The sequence below is a fragment of the Empedobacter sp. UBA6745 genome (assembly GCF_002453775.1).
Classification (GTDB): domain Bacteria; phylum Bacteroidota; class Bacteroidia; order Flavobacteriales; family Weeksellaceae; genus Empedobacter; species Empedobacter falsenii_C.
In genome coordinates this window covers 83,571-100,229 of the sequence record NZ_DKHL01000007.1, presented here as the reverse complement: position 1 = coordinate 100,229, position 16,659 = coordinate 83,571, and the positions used below count along the sequence as shown (strand labels likewise).

The following is a 16,659-nucleotide window of genomic DNA, read 5'->3' as shown; positions in this document are numbered from 1 at the left end:
TCTATTTATCTCGACTTTCTAACATTGGCACAAATTTGAAATCACCAAATTCGTAATGTTCAAATTGATCTTCTGATAATCTCATAATGACAATCATTCGTTGTGATTGTTCACCAACTGGAATCACCATTATTCCTCCAATATTCAATTGTTTTTTTAATTCTTCTGGAATTTCTGGCGCACCAGCTGTTACAATAATTTTATCAAAAGGAGCAAAAGAAGGTAAACCTTTGTAGCCATCTCCATACGTTTGATAACGTGGCTCGAAATTGATTTTTTTCAACATGATTTTCGAGAAATCAAACAAATCTTTTTGTCTTTCAATCGTAAAAACTTCAACACCTAAAGCAACCAAAACAGCTGTTTGATAACCAGAACCAGTTCCGATTTCTAAGACTTTTTCATTAGGCTGAATGTCTAATAATTGTGTCTGAAAAGCAACTGTAAACGGATGCGAAATTGTTTGTCCAGCAGCAATCGGAAAAGCTTCGTCGCGATATGCGAATTCCGTAAATGCGCTGTCTAAAAATAAATGTCGTGGCACTAAATTAATAGCTTCCAATACGTTTTCATCTTCAATTCCTTTCGAGCGCAACAAATCAACCAACATTTTGCGTCGTCCTCTGTGTTTAAAATCGTCTACAGACATATTCCAAAATTTTTACAAAAATGCATTAAATACAACTTATTCTCATTAATTTTAACGGCAAAATCTACCAAATGTTAAAAGTAGGAGTGATCGGTGCTGGGCACCTTGGAAAAATCCATTTAAAGTTATTAAATCAATCGGAAAGATACGAATTAATTGGCTTCTTTGATTCTTTTGAAGAAAATGGAAAAAAAGTTGAAGCTGAATTTGGGTATAAATATTTTAGTTCGATGGACGAATTAATTGATGCTGTTGATGTTGTCGATATTGTGACACCAACGTTATCACATTATGAAGTGGCATTGAAAGTGATCGAAAAAAATAAACATTTTTTCATCGAAAAACCAGTTACGCATACCTTAGAAGAGGCAGATCATTTGTTGAAATTGACAAATGAAAAAGGTTTGAAAGCGCAAGTTGGACACGTAGAGCGTTTTAATCCTGCATTTACAGCGGCTGCACCTTTTATCGAAGAACCATTGTTTATTGAAACGCATCGTTTGGCAGAATTTAATCCGCGCGGTACAGATGTTCCTGTAGTTTTAGATTTGATGATTCATGATTTAGATGTGATTTTATCGATTGTAAAATCAGAAATTAAATCAATTCATTCGTCTGGAGTTTCGGTAATTAGTGATACACCTGATATTGCAAATGCTCGAATTGAGTTTGAAAATGGTTGTGTGGTGAATGTTTCGACAAGTAGAATGTCAATGAAAAATATGCGAAAAATGCGTGTTTTTCAACGAAATGCGTATATTTCAATTGATTTCTTGACGAAAAAGACTGAAATTATTAAAATGCACAAAGCGCCAGAAAATCCAAGTGAATTTGCGATGATTTTGGAAAACGATAAAGGAGATCGTAGAGAAATTTGTTTTGAACATCCAGAAATTTTACCAAATAATGCAATTTTGGATGAATTAGAAAGCTTTGCAGATTCTATTGTGAATAATTCACCAATTAAAGTTTCGTTACAAGATGGACGAAATGCATTGAAAGTTGCATTGGAGATTATTGCTTATTTTGAAAAAGAACAGCAAGTCATCAAAAATCAAACAATCGAGAAAGAATAAATCGATGTTAGATTTTAGAAGTTCGAATTTCGCTAAACGCATGAATATGATGTGATTTTGAAACAAGTTCAGAATGACGAAAATTTGTCAAGCTGAATTCATTTCAGCTTCTCATTCTGAAAAATCAAATTTCGCAAAACTCATTTCGAACTTCGAATCTCGAAAAAAAATAAATAATAAAAACAAACATACAAAAAGATGAAAAACATTACAGTTATTGGAGCTGGAACGATGGGTAACGGAATTGCTCACGTTTTCGCACAATCAGGATTTGCAGTGAATTTGGTTGACGTTTCTCAAGATAGTTTGGAGCGTGGATTGAAAACAATCGCTGGAAATTTGGAGCGCATGATCGCCAAAGAAAAAATTACAGAAGCTGATAAAACAGCAACTTTAAATAATATTACAACATTTACAGATACTGCAGAAGCGGTGAAAAATGCTGATTTAGTTGTAGAAGCTGCAACAGAAAATTTAGATTTGAAATTGAAAATCTTCAAACAAATTGATGAAGCTGCGCCTGCAAATGCAATTTTAGCGTCAAATACGTCATCTATTTCGATTACAAAGATTGCGTCTGTTACAAGTCGTCCAAAACAAGTGATTGGAATGCATTTTATGAATCCAGTTCCGATGATGAAATTGGTCGAAATTATTCGTGGTTACGATACAACAGTTGAAGTAACGAAAGCGATTATGGAAATGTCAGAAAAATTAGGGAAAGTTCCGGTTGAAGTGAACGATTATCCTGGTTTTATCGCCAATCGTATTTTAATGCCAATGATTAATGAAGCAATTTATTCTTTATACGAAGGTGTTGCGGGCGTAAAAGAAATTGACGAAGTAATGAAATTAGGTATGGCTCATCCAATGGGACCATTACAATTAGCTGATTTTATTGGTTTAGATGTTTGTTTATCAATCTTAGAAGTATTGTACGATGGTTTCAAAAATCCTAAATACGCGCCTTGTCCATTGTTAGTAAACATGGTAACAGCAGGTAAAAAAGGAGTGAAATCTGGAGAAGGATTCTATGATTATTCTGAATCGAAGAAAGCAGAAAAATTAGCTGCTCAGTTTGCAAAGTAATTTATTTTACACAAAATAGTCAAAACAAAAAGNNCTTTTTGTTTTGACTATTTTGATTACTTAATTGCTGCTAAAGCGTGTGTGTAATCTGGTTCTTGTCCAATTTCAGGAACTTGCTCTGTGTAAGCAACTTCTCCATTTGGATTAATCACCACAACTGCGCGAGAAAATAATCCATTTAATGGTCCATCAACCATTTTTACGCCATAAGCATTTGCAAACTCTTCATTTTTGAAATCAGATAAAGTCACTACATTATCCAAACCTTCGGCAGCACAAAAACGAGATAAAGCGAAAGGTAAATCTTTCGAAATACATAACACAACTGTATTTGCAGCAGAAGAAACTTCTTTGTTGAAAGTTCGTACAGATTGCGCACAAACACCAGTGTCAACACTTGGGAAAATATTTAAAACAACATTTTTTCCAGCATAATCAGCCAATGTTTTGTCGCTTAAATCGCCTGCTGTTAAAGCAAAACTTGGGGCTTTTTCACCAACTGTTGGTAAATCTCCGCCTGTATGAATAGGATTTCCTTTGAATGTAATTTCAGCCATAATTTTTTATTTTATTCTTAGATTTTTAATGATTAAAAGTAACAAAATTCTACGGAGAAAAAAGTATCTTCGCAATAATAAATTGTTACATTACAAATAACACACAAATATTATGCAACTTTCAAAGCGTTTACAGAATTTGAAACCATCTGCAACTATTGCAATGTCTGCGAAAGCAAGAGAATTAAAATCACAGGGAATCGATGTGATTAGTTTAAGTATTGGAGAACCAGATTTCAATACACCAGATTTTATCAAGGAGGCAGCTAAAAAAGCTATCGACGATAATTATTCAGGATATCCTCCAATTGCAGGGTATGCAGATTTGAAGGAAACGATTTGTAAGAAGTTTAAACGTGATAACAATATTGAATATACAGCAAATCAAGTTGTTGTTTCTACAGGAGCAAAACAATCTATTTATAATGTTTTACAAGCAATTGTAGACGAAGGAACTGAAGTAATTATTCCAACACCTTATTGGGTTTCTTATTCAGATATCGTAGAATTATCAGGAGGAACGCCAGTTTTTGTGGAAGGAACTTTAGAAGCTGATTTCAAAATTACACCAGCACAATTAGAGGCTGCAATTACAGATAAAACGCGTGCAATTATTTATTCATCTCCTTGTAATCCATCAGGATCTGTTTATACAAGAGAAGAATTGCAAGGTTTAGCGACTGTTTTAGCTAAATATCCAGATGTAATTATTATTTCGGACGAGATTTATGAGCACATTGTTTACGGAGAAAAAAATGTTTCGATAGCATCTTTCCCAGAAGTTTATAACCAAACGGTAACTGTAAATGGTTTAGCAAAAGCTTTCGCGATGACAGGTTGGAGAATCGGTTTCATTGGAGCGCCAGCTTGGTTAGCAAAAGCATGCGAAACATTACAAGGGCAAGTGACTTCGGGAGCAACATCTATTGCGCAACGTGCAGCAATTACGGCTTTAGAAGCAGATCCAAGTTCAGTTCAATACATGGTTGATGCGTTTGCAGAACGTCGTGAATTGATGTTGGGTTGGGCAAGAGAAATTCCAACGTTCAAAGTGAACGAACCAAAAGGAGCTTTCTATTTGTTCCCAGATGTTACGGCAACTTTCGGAAATACGTACAATGGTGTTACAATTAACAATGCAGATGATTTGGCTTTATATTTATTAGAGCATGCGCAAGTTGCGGTTGTTTCAGGTTCGGCTTTCGGATCTAAAAATTGTATTCGTATTTCGTATGCGGCGTCTGTAGAAGAGTTGAAAGAAGCAATGACACGTATCAAAAATGCTTTAGCGTAAGTAGAAAAGCAGATAAAATATCAAAATCCTCAAGTTTTGCTTGAGGATTTTTTTGTGGATAATATTTTCTTCAAAAAAATGTGATTTTAATTTTAATGAAATTCAATTGATTAGCCTATTTAAGCGACTTTTTATTGAAAATATTTCAAAAAAGATTTGTTTTAATCGAAAATAACCTCTTATATTTGCACCACTAAAAACAAGGCGAGGTAGCTCAGATGGTTAGAGCGCAGGATTCATAACCCTGAGGTCGGCAGTTCGATTCTGCTCTTCGCTACAACTTCAAAAGACAAATTCATTATTGAATTTGTCTTTTTTTATGAATTGAAATTAGCCAGAGTAGAATATACTTTTGGTTCTCTTTTTATGTCCATTTCAACTAATAATTTTTCCCATTCTAAAGCGTATTGCTTTTTTAATTGAATAGTTATAAAATCTTCAAAAGAAATATTTTTCCAAACTTCATAAACTAGAATTTCATTTTTGTTATGTTCATTTTGATGAATGCTAGCTTTCACAAAGTTTTCTTCATTTTTGTAGAGTTGATGAAATAGATTGATCAATTCTTGTAAAAATCTGTCCTTGTTTTTTTCCTCTGTTTCAAATTTTATGATTAATGTAAATTTCTCCATTTATTGTTACTTTTTAGGCAAACCTACAATATCCTTGTTTATTTTTGTAACTAAGTATAGATAATATACAGTAACAAAAAGTAAACAAAGTAACTTATGGATAAAGTTTTTTCAAAAGACGAATGTTTTTCTCATGTAAAGTCCGTGAATGATGCGATGTATGTGTTGAGTGGGAAATGGAAAATACCAGTTTTAGCATCTATATGCTACAATAAAAAAAGAAGATTTTCTGAAATATTAAAAGATCTTGAAGGAATATCTAACAAAATGTTGAGCAAAGAGCTAAAAGAGTTAGAGATAAATAAACTTGTTACCAGAGAAATTATAAGTACAAGACCAATTACAATTGAGTACAAGCTGACTGATCATGGAAAAAAATTAACGAATGTTATAAGTCTTTTATCTAGCTGGGGAGTTGAACATCGAAATTTAATTATTAAAGATTAAGCTTAAAAGTTGAATGAATTTTGATGAGCTTGATATCAATCCTATCTTTTTTATTATCAATAAATATTATTGGACTTCTGATGATAATCATCGATTAATCTGTTCAAATTCATTAAATTTGCATTCAATTTAGTAACGTTCTAAATAAAATTCAAAAAAATGATTCAAACAGATATAGTTATAATCGGAGCTGGGCCAACTGGTCTTTTTGCCGTTTTCGAAGCAGGTTTATTAAAAATGAGATGTCATATTATTGATGCTCTTCCTCAGCCTGGAGGGCAATTGACAGAATTGTATCCCAAAAAACCAATTTTTGATATTCCTGGTTATCCTTCTGTTGGTGCAGGTGAATTGATTGATAATTTGATGGAGCAAATCAAACAATTTGAGCCAGGTTTTACATTAAACGAACAAGCTGCAACAATCGATAAGCAAGAAGACGGAACTTTTATTGTAACAACTAATAAAGGAACGCAAGTACAAGGAAAAGCAGTTGCGATTGCGGGTGGTCTTGGATCTTTTGAGCCTCGTAAACCAATTATCGAAAACATCGAAGCATACGAAGAAAACGGAGTAGAGTATTTTGTGAAAAATCCTGAATTGTTCCGTGATAAAAAAATCGTAATTGCTGGTGGTGGAGATTCTGCTTTAGATTGGTCTATTTTCTTGGCTGATGTAGCTGCGGAAGTCACGTTAGTACACAGAAGAAATGAGTTTCGTGGAGCGTTGGATTCTGTTGATAAAGTAATTGAATTGAAAAAAGCAGGAAAAATTAATTTGGTTACTCCTGCTGAAATTACTGGAATCAAAGGTGAAGGAAAAGTAGAAAGTTTGGTAATCGAAAAAGGTGAAGAAACTTTTGAACTTGAAACAGATTATTTTATTCCATTGTTTGGTCTTTCTCCAAAATTAGGTCCTATTGCAAATTGGGGATTGGAAATTGAGAAAAATGCCATCAAAGTAAATAATGCATTAGATTATCAAACAAATATTGAAGGGATTTATGCAATTGGTGACGTAAATACTTATCCAGGAAAATTGAAGTTGATTTTATGTGGTTTTCACGAAGCAACTTTAATGTGTCAGTCTGTTTACAATAGAATGAATCCTGGGAAAAAATTTGTCTTGAAATACACAACAGTTTCTGGTGTTGATGGTTTCGACGGGACAAGAAAAGAAGCTGAAAAAGCGGTTGTCAAAGCTATTGACTAATTTTAACAAAATAAATAGAAATATTTTTTAAACCTTTTACGTTTTGCGTAAAAGGTTTTTTTATTCACATTCACAAGGTTCTCTACTTCGTCTCTTAGCTTCATTATCCCAAAAAGGGTAAAATTTTAATCCAAAATAAAAGTTCGCAGAAGTTAATTTTTTCTGTTTAAAAACGATTGGAATTGCATTATCACTGCCCAAAATTAGAGGGCCAATTCTTACATATCCACCAAATGTTATATTTTCATAATCATAGATAGAAAGGGAAGGTCCAATTCCAAATCCATCTTTTTGGATAGTATAAGAAGTTTGTAGCACATTGATACGTTTCAAACTATTTTCAAAAACTGGAATTCGTTGCATCCAATTGAAATTTAAGTAATGATTTTCGATAATTTTTTTACTCAGATTAAGATGTAAACTTGTTGGTAAACCCATCGAAAAATTATTTCCCGTTTTAGATTTTGTTTCATCTCCATAAACTTCTTTGCTTAAAAGTCCTAAATATTGATCAACACTTTCAAATTCAACTCCATCTAAATTTGGATTATTACGAAGTTGAACTCTTTGCGAAGGATTGTAGAAATGATGGTTATCGCCTCTGAATTTTACTAATCCAACATCTAATAAATTTGCCGAAAATTTGAAATCATATAATTCATCATTCGTTCTTCTGTTCACAAAAGAAATTCCTAAATCTATTCCAACTCCATTTCCTCTATTTCGTAAAACATATTTATCTCGATCAAAATCATAATTGGTAGAATATCCTGCTTTTATATCATAATTTGACGCATAAATATTTGCATCAGGATTGTCGATTGTACTTGTTATAGTTGGTTCAGCTTCTAATTTTATCGTGTTTTTACTCTTGATATACGCGCCATCTAAACCCATAAGATATTTAATATTTGCCCCAATAATAACTTCAGAAGTATTAGTTGTATACAAATTTGTCGCAACATTTAAGCCTAATTCAGCCCAATTCATTGCATTTGTCTTTGTAGGTTCAAACATATAATTTTTTGGTTCTATTTCATTCTGATTACTAAAACGAAAATAATTATCTAAATCTTTAATAGAACCTTGTGTACGAAGTCGGGTGAAAATACCAAGGCGATAAGTTTGATTATTAATTTTCTTTTTAAAAGAAACGGAAGGTCCCATAAGATCATTTTCCAAATGATAAGAAATCGTATTTCTAGTTGCGAAATCTAATATATTAGAATGCGTTTCACCTCTTATTCCAGCTTTTATATTTGCTGATTTTGTTTCACCTTTTATTAAACCTAATACGTTTTGATCGGATATGTAAGCGTAATCATTTCTGAATAAAATATCTTCAGAAATAATATTAACATCCCATTTGTTCGGGTTAAAATATGAAGTTGTCGGAGAAAAAACACTACCGTTAATCCCGCTATATTGATCATTACTAAAAGATAAAATATTTTGTCCAAAAGTAAATCCTGAACAAAAAATAACGGTTAATAGAAGTTTTTTCAAATGATGAAATTTTTATTAAAAATAAGAAAAATCAATCGAAATAAATTACGGTTTTCCGTATAAAAATAAAAGAGTATCAATTTGAAACTCTTTTTTATAAAATTAAATTTTAATCGCCATCAATTAATCTTCCTAAACCTCCTAAAATAGAACCTTCACCTTGTGAAGAACCGCCTGCAGAAGGTGCATGAGCAATAATGCGATCAGCCAATCGGCTAAAAGGTAAAGATTGAATATACACAACTCCTGGACCTCTCAAAGTAGCAAAGAAAACACCTTCTCCTCCGAAAAATGTATTTTTAATTCCGCCTATAAATTCGATGTCGTAATGAACAGATTGTTCGAAACCAACAATGCAACCTGTATCAACTTTTAAGACTTCGCCAGCTTGTAAAACTCGACGATGCAATGTTCCACCAGCATGAATAAAAGCCATTCCGTCGCCTTCTAATTTTTGCATAATGAAACCTTCTCCTCCAAAAAGTCCAGTGCCTAATTTTCGATTAAATTCAATTCCAACCGAAACTCCTTTTGCAGCACAAAGAAAAGCATCTTTCTGACAAATAAATTTTCCGTTCACTTCTGGTAAATCAATCGGAACAATTTTTCCTGGATATGGAGCAGCAAAAGAAGCTTTCTTTTTGCCTTGTCCGTAATTCGTGTACGAAGTCATAAACAAACCTTCACCTGTTAACATTCGTTTTCCAGCATTTAATAATTTTCCGAAAAGTCCACCGCTTTGTTGAGAACCATCGCCAAAAATCGTTTCCATTTTTATACCATCATCCATCATCATAAAACTTCCTGCTTCTGCTACAACAGTTTCTTGTGGATCTAATTCAATTTCGACAAATTGCATTTCTTCTCCGTAAATTTTATAATCTATTTCGTGTGCATTCATTTTTTAATTTTACCAATTAGTAGACAAAATTCGTGATTCGTAACAGTTCTTATTTAAAATTAGTATTAAATATGAACCAATGAGGCATATTCTTTTTTTGAAAGTAAACAATCCGTATTTTTGTGTAACTTGAAAAAGTATTATGGCAGATATTAAAATTACAATTATAGATAGAGAAGGTGTTTCGCACGAAGTTGACGCACCTACTGATATGAATATGAATATCATGGAGCTTGTGCGTGCATACGAATTAGCACCAGAAGGAACCATTGGTATTTGTGGTGGAATGGCGATGTGTGCCTCTTGTCAATGTTATGTGTTGACACCAGAAATTCAATTACCAGAAATGACGCCTGATGAAGATGCAATGTTAGCAGAGGCTTTTAATGTGAAAGATAATTCTCGTTTAGGTTGTCAGTTACATCTTTCGGATGAAATGGATGGATTGGTTGTTGAATTAGCGCCAGAATATTAAAATAAACGTATTGCGGTTAGCGATTTGTGAGAATTTTCGCTTTACGCTCATCGCTTTTCGCATAACGAAAATTATATGAATCAATTAGATAAAAGACTTTTTTTGTTAGATGCTTATGCCTTAATTTTTAGAGGATATTATGCATTTATCAAAAATCCACGAATCAATTCAAAAGGGTTCAATACATCGGCAATTATGGGATTTACAAATTCCTTGTTTGATGTTATTCGCCGTGAACAACCAACGCATTTAGCAGTTGTTTTTGATGTTGGTCAAGCAACAGTTCGTACGGTAGATTTTCCTGAATATAAAGCAAATCGTGATGAAACACCAGAAGCGATTCGTCAAGGTGTTCCTTATATTCAAGATATTTTACGCGCGTTAAAAATTCCAGTGCTTTTTGCCGAAGGTTATGAAGCAGATGATGTGATTGGAACTTTGGCTCAAAAAGCCGAAAAAGCTGGTTATACAACCTATATGGTAACGCCTGATAAGGATTTTGCGCAATTGGTAACGGACAAAATCAAGATGTATCGTCCTGCTGCAAATGGAAAAGGTGTGGAGATTTGGGGAATCGAAGAAGTCAAAGAAAAGTTTGAAATCCATGATCCAATTCAAGTGATAGATTATCTTGGAATGATGGGTGACGCTGTCGATAATATTCCAGGATTACCAGGTGTTGGAGCGAAAACGGCAAGTAAATATTTGAAAGAATTTGGTTCGATGGAAGGACTTTTAGCGAATACAGATAAGCTGAAAGGTAAAGCCAAAGAAAAGATTGAAGAAAATAAAGAACTTGGAATTTTATCAAAAAAATTAGCAACGATTATTACAGATGCTCCAGTTGAATTTGATGAAGAAGATTTAACGGTTTGTCCACCAGATATTGAAAAAGTAACTGAACTTTTCACGGAGTTAGAGTTCCGTAGAATGTTAGAAACGGTTTACAGAATTTATGGTTTGGATGCTTCTGGAATTATCAAAGAAGCGCAAGAAGAAATTTCTGCGGCAAGTCAGATTTCTTCGAATCAAGTGCAAACAGCTCAACAATCTTTGTTTGATTTTACGTCAGATGAAGAGATTATTCCTCAAAATTCTGCGTTTACAGATATTTCAATAACGAATCATTTATATCAATTAATCGATACAAAAAAAGGTCGTGAAATTTTATTACGAAATATTCTAAAACAAAAAGAAGTGACGTTCGATACTGAAACAACTTCTTTGGACGCTTTAGAAGCTGAATTGGTTGGAATTTCATTTTCTTGGGAAAAAGGAAAAGGATATTATGTGCCTTTTTCAACTGATTTCGAAGAAACAAAAGCAATTATCAACGAGTTTAAACCATTTTTTGAAGATGAATCAATTTCTAAAATTGGTCAGAATTTAAAATATGATATCAAAGTTTTAAACAAATATGACATTGTTGTTTTAGGTCAAAATTTTGATACGATGATTGCTCATTATTTGATTAATCCAGATATGCGTCACAATATGGATGTATTGTCGGAAACATATTTGAGTTATCAACCCGTTTCAATTGAAAGTTTGATTGGTAAAAAAGGAAAAAATCAAAAGAATTTCCGCGATGTTCCGTTAATGGAGCAAACCGAATATGGCGTGGAAGATTCTGATATTACAAATCAGTTGAAAAATCTTTTTGAGCCTGAATTAATCAAAGCAAATACACACAAATTATTTACTGATCTTGAAATGCCATTGATGCAGGTTTTAGCTGATATGGAATTGGAAGGTGTTAATTTGGATGTTCCGTTCTTGAAAGAACTTTCGGTAAAACACGAAGCTAAATTAAGAGAATTAGAAGCAAAAATTCAGGTAGATGCTGGAGAAGAATTCAATCTTAATTCGCCAAAACAATTGGGAGAAATCTTATTTGATAAATTACAATTAGATCCAAAAGCGAAGAAAACCAAAACTGGACAATACGCAACAGGAGAAGAAATTTTATCAAAACTGAAAGATAAACATCCAATTATCAATGATATTTTAGAGTATCGCCAATTACAAAAATTAAAATCGACTTATATTGATGCATTGCCAGAATTGGTGAATTCAAAAACTGGTCGTGTGCATACAACTTATGCGCAAACGGTTGCTGCAACGGGACGTTTGTCTTCTGTAAATCCGAATTTACAAAACATTCCGATTCGTTCGGAAGCTGGACAGCAGATTCGTAAAGCCTTTGTTGCGCGAGATGAAAATCATGTGATTATTTCTGCCGATTATTCGCAAATTGAATTGCGTTTGATTGCGCAAATGTCACAAGATCCTGCAATGGTAGAGGCTTTCAAACATGGAGAAGATATTCACGCTTCTACTGCCGCAAAAGTTTTTAATGTGGCGTTGGATGAGGTGACGCGTGAACAAAGAAGTCAGGCAAAAACGGTGAATTTCGGAATTATTTATGGTGTTTCGGCTTTCGGTCTGGCAGATCAGGCGAATATTTCGCGTAAAGAAGCCAAAGCATTGATTGATGCCTATTACGAAACGTATCCAACGTTGAAAGCATATATCGAAAAACAAGTTGAGATTGCTCGTGATCAAGGTTTTGTAGAAACGTTGATGGGGCGTCGTCGTTATTTGAAAGATATCAATTCGAGAAATGCAGTTGTTCGTTCGCATGCAGAGCGAAATGCAGTGAATGCGCCAATACAGGGAACTGCGGCAGATATCGTTAAAATGGCAATGATTCAAATTCAGAAAGAATTGAAGAAAAATTATCAAACCAAAATGATTTTGCAAGTACATGATGAGTTAATTTTTGATGCTCCAAAAGATGAGGTAGAAAAAGTTTCTGAATTAATCAAATCGACTATGGAAGCGGCAATGCAAATGGATGTTCCGTTAATTGCAGAAGTCGGAGTAGGAGCAAATTGGTTAGAAGCGCACTAAAATTTTAACTGTTACAATATTTTATAAACGCCACTCGAAGAGTGGCGTTTTTTTGTTAAAATATATTTAAAACTTCATGATTCACAAATTCTTAACAGTTTTAAAATATATCTTTATCGTAAATCATTTTAAAACTATATGAAAAAACTAGTTTACTTATTTATCTTTTTTGCAATTTGTGTGAATGCGCAAAAAATCAATGTTACAGTTAAGGTAGAAGAGTTACCCGAAAATACCGTTTTAGAATTATTACCTCAATATATAAGAGCATATTACGAAAATCCTGTATATGATTCTATTGAAAATACAGCAGATAAAAATACTTTTCATATAGATAAAACGACTTTTTATTATCCCTATACTTTAAGCTATCAAGAGGAAGAAAATGTGTTTCAACTTTCTCGAACATTCTTTTTAAAAAATAAAAATTTGAATCTGAATTTAAATGATTTTAGAAGTGAAATACTGAATGATTTACCAGAGAAAGTGAAGTACAATGAATTTTTCAAAGATTATAAAATAGAAGAAGATGCTTTTAATGAATATTATGGTCAAATGTTTTTGAAATATAAATTTGAATTTCCCAAAGAGGTAAACGATTCGATAAATAAATGGTACAATAAAGTTTGGATGCATGAAATTGAGTTATTGGATAAATATGTGAAGTCTAATCCGGGTTCTGTTATTGCTTTTTGGAAAATTGTTGAAAAGTATGAACGTTATAAAGAATATCCTTACGAAAATATCTTAAATCAGTTTGATGCTTCTGTAAAACAATCTTTTCCATTTAAGAAATTGATCAGTAATATTGAAGAAAATAAAATATTTGGGCAAGGGAGAACTTTTCCTGAAATTAAAAATTTAAAGGATCAATCAGGAAAATCTGCTCAGATAAATTATAAAACAAAATATACATTAATCGATTTTTGGTTTCATTCATGCAAGCCTTGTTTAGTTTCTTTTCCAGATTTGAAAGAAGTTTATCAAAAATATAATTCAAAAGGTTTTGAGATTGTTGCAATTTCAGCTGAAGCGACAAAATATATTCCGAATTGGAAAAATACAATTAAAAAGTATGAATTGCCTTGGGTTAATTTATTAGACGAAAACAGAGAATTCACCTCAAAAAATCAAATAACATCTTTTCCAACCAATTTTTTAGTTGACCAAAATGGGAAAATTATTTTTAGAGATATTTCAACAAGTGAATTAGAAAAGTTTTTGAATAATAATTTAGAAAAATAAGCTAATGAGAATATTCTATCTTTTTATACTTTTTGCTATTTCGGTAAATGCGCAAATTATTCAAGGAAAAATATTATCCAAAGAAACGAATGAAGGATTGTCTTATATATCAATTTTTGCTGATGATAATAATTATTTAACTATTACAGATAGTGTAGGAAATTTTTCTTTTCAGAAGACAGAACATACAAAACAGATTATTGTAGACGCACAAGGTTTTGAATTAAGAAAGATTAATCTTGATGAGATTGAACGTGACAATTTTAAAATTTTTTTAATTCCTCAAATTATTCAACTGAATGAAGTTGCGATTGTTTCTAAATTCACAAAAAAAGTAAATACAGGAAATTCTGGCGCTACTATTCATGTAGATTTTCTTCCTGTAACAGATGAAAATCGGATTAGAGAAGTTGCTGTAAGGCTTAACGCACGAAATATTGCTAAGATAGATAAAGTAAATATTGAATTTACGAAATTACCAAAGTACGAACGCACTGCTTTTAGGTTAACTATTTATGATGAAAAAGATGGGCATCCAAATAATATTATTTCGAAACAAGACTTGATGTTCGAGATTAATGAAGAAGATTTAACTAATAATGTATACACAATACATTTAAAAGATAAGAATATTATGGTGAATGGAACTTTTTATGTTGCAGTCGAAATTTACAATGAATTGGAAGAAGCAGTTTGGTTGAGCGCAGGATTTCTTGGAAGAAACGGATATTTACGACGAAATTATAAAGAATGGGATAAAATGCCTTTAAAAATATCTCCTTATATCAATGTAGAATTACTATTAAAAATTAAATAACATATGACTAAACTATTTTACCTTTTTGTATTATTTGCAGTTTCGGTGAACGCACAAATTGTAAATATAACAATCGCAGATTTGTCGGATAATTTACCGTTAGATGATGCGGATATTTATTTCAAGAATTCGACGAAGAATTTTGTTTCGGATCAGCAAGGAAAAGCGATTATTGATTTGAGTAATGTTTTGCAAACAGATGAATTAATTGTTTCGAAAAAAGATTATCAAGATGCAATAATTAAAGTTTCAGAACTAAAATCTGAACTCAGTATCAAACTCGAAAAAGTATCTGAAGTTGAGCTAAAAGAAGCTTTTGTCACAAACCTAAAAGCAGAAGATATTTTGCAGAAAGTGATTGATAATTATGATAAAAACTTCAATACAGAACAACATTTTTATAAAGTAAATTTTATAATTGATGAAATTGTAGATTCTACGAAAAGAGATTTCATTGATTTAGATTTGCAGCTTCGTTTTAAGAAAGATAATTTGAGTATAAAATCTAATAATCAGGTTAAAGAACGAATAATTAATGAGCCAAATTATGGATATAAAATAAATTTATTACCCATTTTAGGTATGGTTTCTTTGAAAGAATTCGTAAATGATTATCTGAAATATTATAAAAAATATAAACCTTCAAAAGTCAACTTAACAAAATATGGAGATGAGTTGATGTATGAATTTTATTTGGATAATAATTCGTTTCATCGGTTTTTGGTGGCAAAGGATTCTTTTGCTATTGTAGAATATAAAGTAGATGCAGAAGGAATTGAAATAAAAAAGAGTCAACAAACTGTGAATTTTGTTAATACCTATTACAGATATAGACCTTATCAAGGGAAATATATTTTGAAAGAATTAATGCGCAATTGGAGTACAGATTACAAAGGAGGTGATGGAAGTAATCATAATGTTAATGTAAAAATGAACCTTGAAGTTAAAGATTTCAGTACGCAACCTTTCGCTGAATTTAATAAATCGGTGAATGAGAAAATGGATATTCGTAGAAGTTTTAAATAAAAAAATCCAAGAAAATTATTTCTTGGATTTTATATTTTATTCAGCTTTTGGTTTACGAACCACAGGTAAAATTTCACCTTTTTCTAAACAATATTTTTGAACATCTTCCGAAGGAATTTGTTTTGTGTAATCTACTTTTTCGACGATAAAACCTACGTCTTCCAAACGTTTGTAATAATCTAAACCATAAACACGAACGTGATCATATTGTCCAAATTTTTCTTTACGTTCTTCTTTTGTTGTAACCGTTGGATCTTCGTACGTCACATCTCGTTGATATGAAATCGGAACTTGCAAAATTCCCCAACCTCCAGGTTTCATGACACGAAATAATTCGCTCATCGCTTTGTGATCGTCAGGAATATGTTCCAAAACGTGATTACAAAAAACAATGTCAAATGTATCATCACCAAAAGGTAAATCGCAAATATCTGCTTTTACATCTGCCAAAGGCGATTCGATATCACTTGTGATGTATTCTAAGTTCTTCATCGCACGAAAACGCTTGATAAAAGATTGTTCTGGCGCAATATGCAAAACTTTTGCTTTTTCGGTAAAAAAAGACGTTTCATTTTTTAGGTACAACCACATCAAACGATGTCTTTCTAACGAAAAAGTTCCAGGTGAAAGTACATTATCACGCTGTTTTTCGTAACCATAAGGCAACAAACTGTAATAACCTTGTCCATCAATTGGATCTACAAAACGATTACCTTTCATAAACCAAACTAAAACTGGACGAACGATATAACTACCTTGAATCAACAATGGACGAGGTAGAATATTCATGATTTTTTTTAAAAGCTTTTTCACAAAAGTT

16 protein-coding genes and 1 tRNA gene are annotated in these 16,659 nt (G+C 32.2%); 11 read left to right on the top strand and 6 right to left on the bottom strand.

Features of this window, described 5'->3' with window-relative positions; translation table 11 throughout:
• Position 1: 1 nt before the first annotated feature.
• Positions 2–649, bottom strand: coding sequence for a protein-L-isoaspartate(D-aspartate) O-methyltransferase (locus tag B4H69_RS02900; protein ID WP_038332579.1), 648 nt, complete (start codon positions 647–649; stop codon positions 2–4).
• Between the two features lie 71 nt (positions 650–720).
• Here B4H69_RS02900 and B4H69_RS02895 point away from each other — a divergent pair, with 71 nt between their 5' ends.
• On the top strand, positions 721–1,725 hold the full coding sequence (locus B4H69_RS02895; protein ID WP_114997742.1) for a Gfo/Idh/MocA family protein: 1,005 nt from the start codon (positions 721–723) through the stop codon (positions 1,723–1,725).
• 198 nt (positions 1,726–1,923) lie between these two features.
• A complete protein-coding gene (locus tag B4H69_RS02890) occupies positions 1,924–2,814 on the top strand; it encodes a 3-hydroxybutyryl-CoA dehydrogenase (protein ID WP_280045212.1) in 891 nt (296 codons plus the stop codon).
• A gap of 56 nt (positions 2,815–2,870) precedes the next feature.
• On the opposite strand, the gene tpx is transcribed toward B4H69_RS02890, so the two are convergent.
• On the bottom strand, positions 2,871–3,371 hold the full coding sequence (tpx, locus tag B4H69_RS02885; RefSeq protein ID WP_221854500.1) for a thiol peroxidase: 501 nt from the start codon (positions 3,369–3,371) through the stop codon (positions 2,871–2,873).
• Between the two features lie 112 nt (positions 3,372–3,483).
• Between tpx and B4H69_RS02880 the strand changes: the two genes are divergently transcribed.
• A complete protein-coding gene (locus B4H69_RS02880) occupies positions 3,484–4,665 on the top strand; it encodes a pyridoxal phosphate-dependent aminotransferase (protein WP_280045215.1) in 1,182 nt (393 codons plus the stop codon).
• 203 nt (positions 4,666–4,868) lie between these two features.
• A tRNA-Met gene (locus B4H69_RS02875) sits at positions 4,869–4,942 on the top strand.
• A 40-nt stretch (positions 4,943–4,982) separates the two neighbouring features.
• Here B4H69_RS02875 and B4H69_RS02870 read toward each other — a convergent pair.
• Entirely contained in the window at positions 4,983–5,297 is a 315-nt protein-coding gene (locus B4H69_RS02870) for an antibiotic biosynthesis monooxygenase (protein WP_280045216.1), read from the bottom strand.
• Between the two features lie 96 nt (positions 5,298–5,393).
• Here B4H69_RS02870 and B4H69_RS02865 point away from each other — a divergent pair, with 96 nt between their 5' ends.
• Together B4H69_RS02865 and B4H69_RS02860 are read left to right on the top strand one after the other, a co-directional pair.
• The gene (locus B4H69_RS02865; RefSeq protein ID WP_180905222.1) at positions 5,394–5,744 is read left to right on the top strand and encodes a winged helix-turn-helix transcriptional regulator; all 351 of its coding nucleotides are present in this window, start codon (positions 5,394–5,396) and stop codon (positions 5,742–5,744) included.
• Between the two features lie 159 nt (positions 5,745–5,903).
• Positions 5,904–6,956, top strand: a complete 1,053-nt coding sequence (locus tag B4H69_RS02860; RefSeq protein WP_180905221.1) for an NAD(P)/FAD-dependent oxidoreductase — start codon at positions 5,904–5,906, stop codon at positions 6,954–6,956.
• A gap of 60 nt (positions 6,957–7,016) precedes the next feature.
• Here the strand turns inward: B4H69_RS02860 and B4H69_RS02855 are convergent, their stop codons facing one another.
• A complete protein-coding gene (locus tag B4H69_RS02855) occupies positions 7,017–8,462 on the bottom strand; it encodes a DUF5723 family protein (protein ID WP_180905220.1) in 1,446 nt (481 codons plus the stop codon).
• Positions 8,463–8,571: 109 nt separating this feature from the next.
• Positions 8,572–9,363 (bottom strand): TIGR00266 family protein, encoded by a 792-nt coding sequence (locus B4H69_RS02850; protein ID WP_180905219.1) that lies wholly within the window; start codon positions 9,361–9,363, stop codon positions 8,572–8,574.
• Between the two features lie 142 nt (positions 9,364–9,505).
• On the opposite strand from B4H69_RS02850, the gene B4H69_RS02845 reads away from it, so the two are divergent.
• From B4H69_RS02845 to B4H69_RS02825, 5 genes are all read left to right on the top strand, one after another.
• On the top strand, positions 9,506–9,838 hold the full coding sequence (locus tag B4H69_RS02845; RefSeq protein WP_180905218.1) for a 2Fe-2S iron-sulfur cluster-binding protein: 333 nt from the start codon (positions 9,506–9,508) through the stop codon (positions 9,836–9,838).
• Between the two features lie 75 nt (positions 9,839–9,913).
• A complete protein-coding gene (polA, locus tag B4H69_RS02840; protein ID WP_180905217.1) occupies positions 9,914–12,751 on the top strand; it encodes a DNA polymerase I in 2,838 nt (945 codons plus the stop codon).
• Between the two features lie 138 nt (positions 12,752–12,889).
• A complete protein-coding gene (locus B4H69_RS02835; protein WP_180905216.1) occupies positions 12,890–13,996 on the top strand; it encodes a TlpA family protein disulfide reductase in 1,107 nt (368 codons plus the stop codon).
• 4 nt (positions 13,997–14,000) lie between these two features.
• Positions 14,001–14,813, top strand: a complete 813-nt coding sequence (locus tag B4H69_RS02830; protein ID WP_180905215.1) for a carboxypeptidase-like regulatory domain-containing protein — start codon at positions 14,001–14,003, stop codon at positions 14,811–14,813.
• Positions 14,814–14,816: 3 nt separating this feature from the next.
• Positions 14,817–15,839 (top strand): hypothetical protein, encoded by a 1,023-nt coding sequence (locus B4H69_RS02825; protein ID WP_180905214.1) that lies wholly within the window; start codon positions 14,817–14,819, stop codon positions 15,837–15,839.
• A 36-nt stretch (positions 15,840–15,875) separates the two neighbouring features.
• Here B4H69_RS02825 and B4H69_RS02820 read toward each other — a convergent pair whose 3' ends face one another.
• Entirely contained in the window at positions 15,876–16,652 is a 777-nt protein-coding gene (locus B4H69_RS02820) for a class I SAM-dependent methyltransferase (RefSeq protein ID WP_180905213.1), read from the bottom strand.
• Between the last annotated feature and the right edge of the window lie 7 nt (positions 16,653–16,659).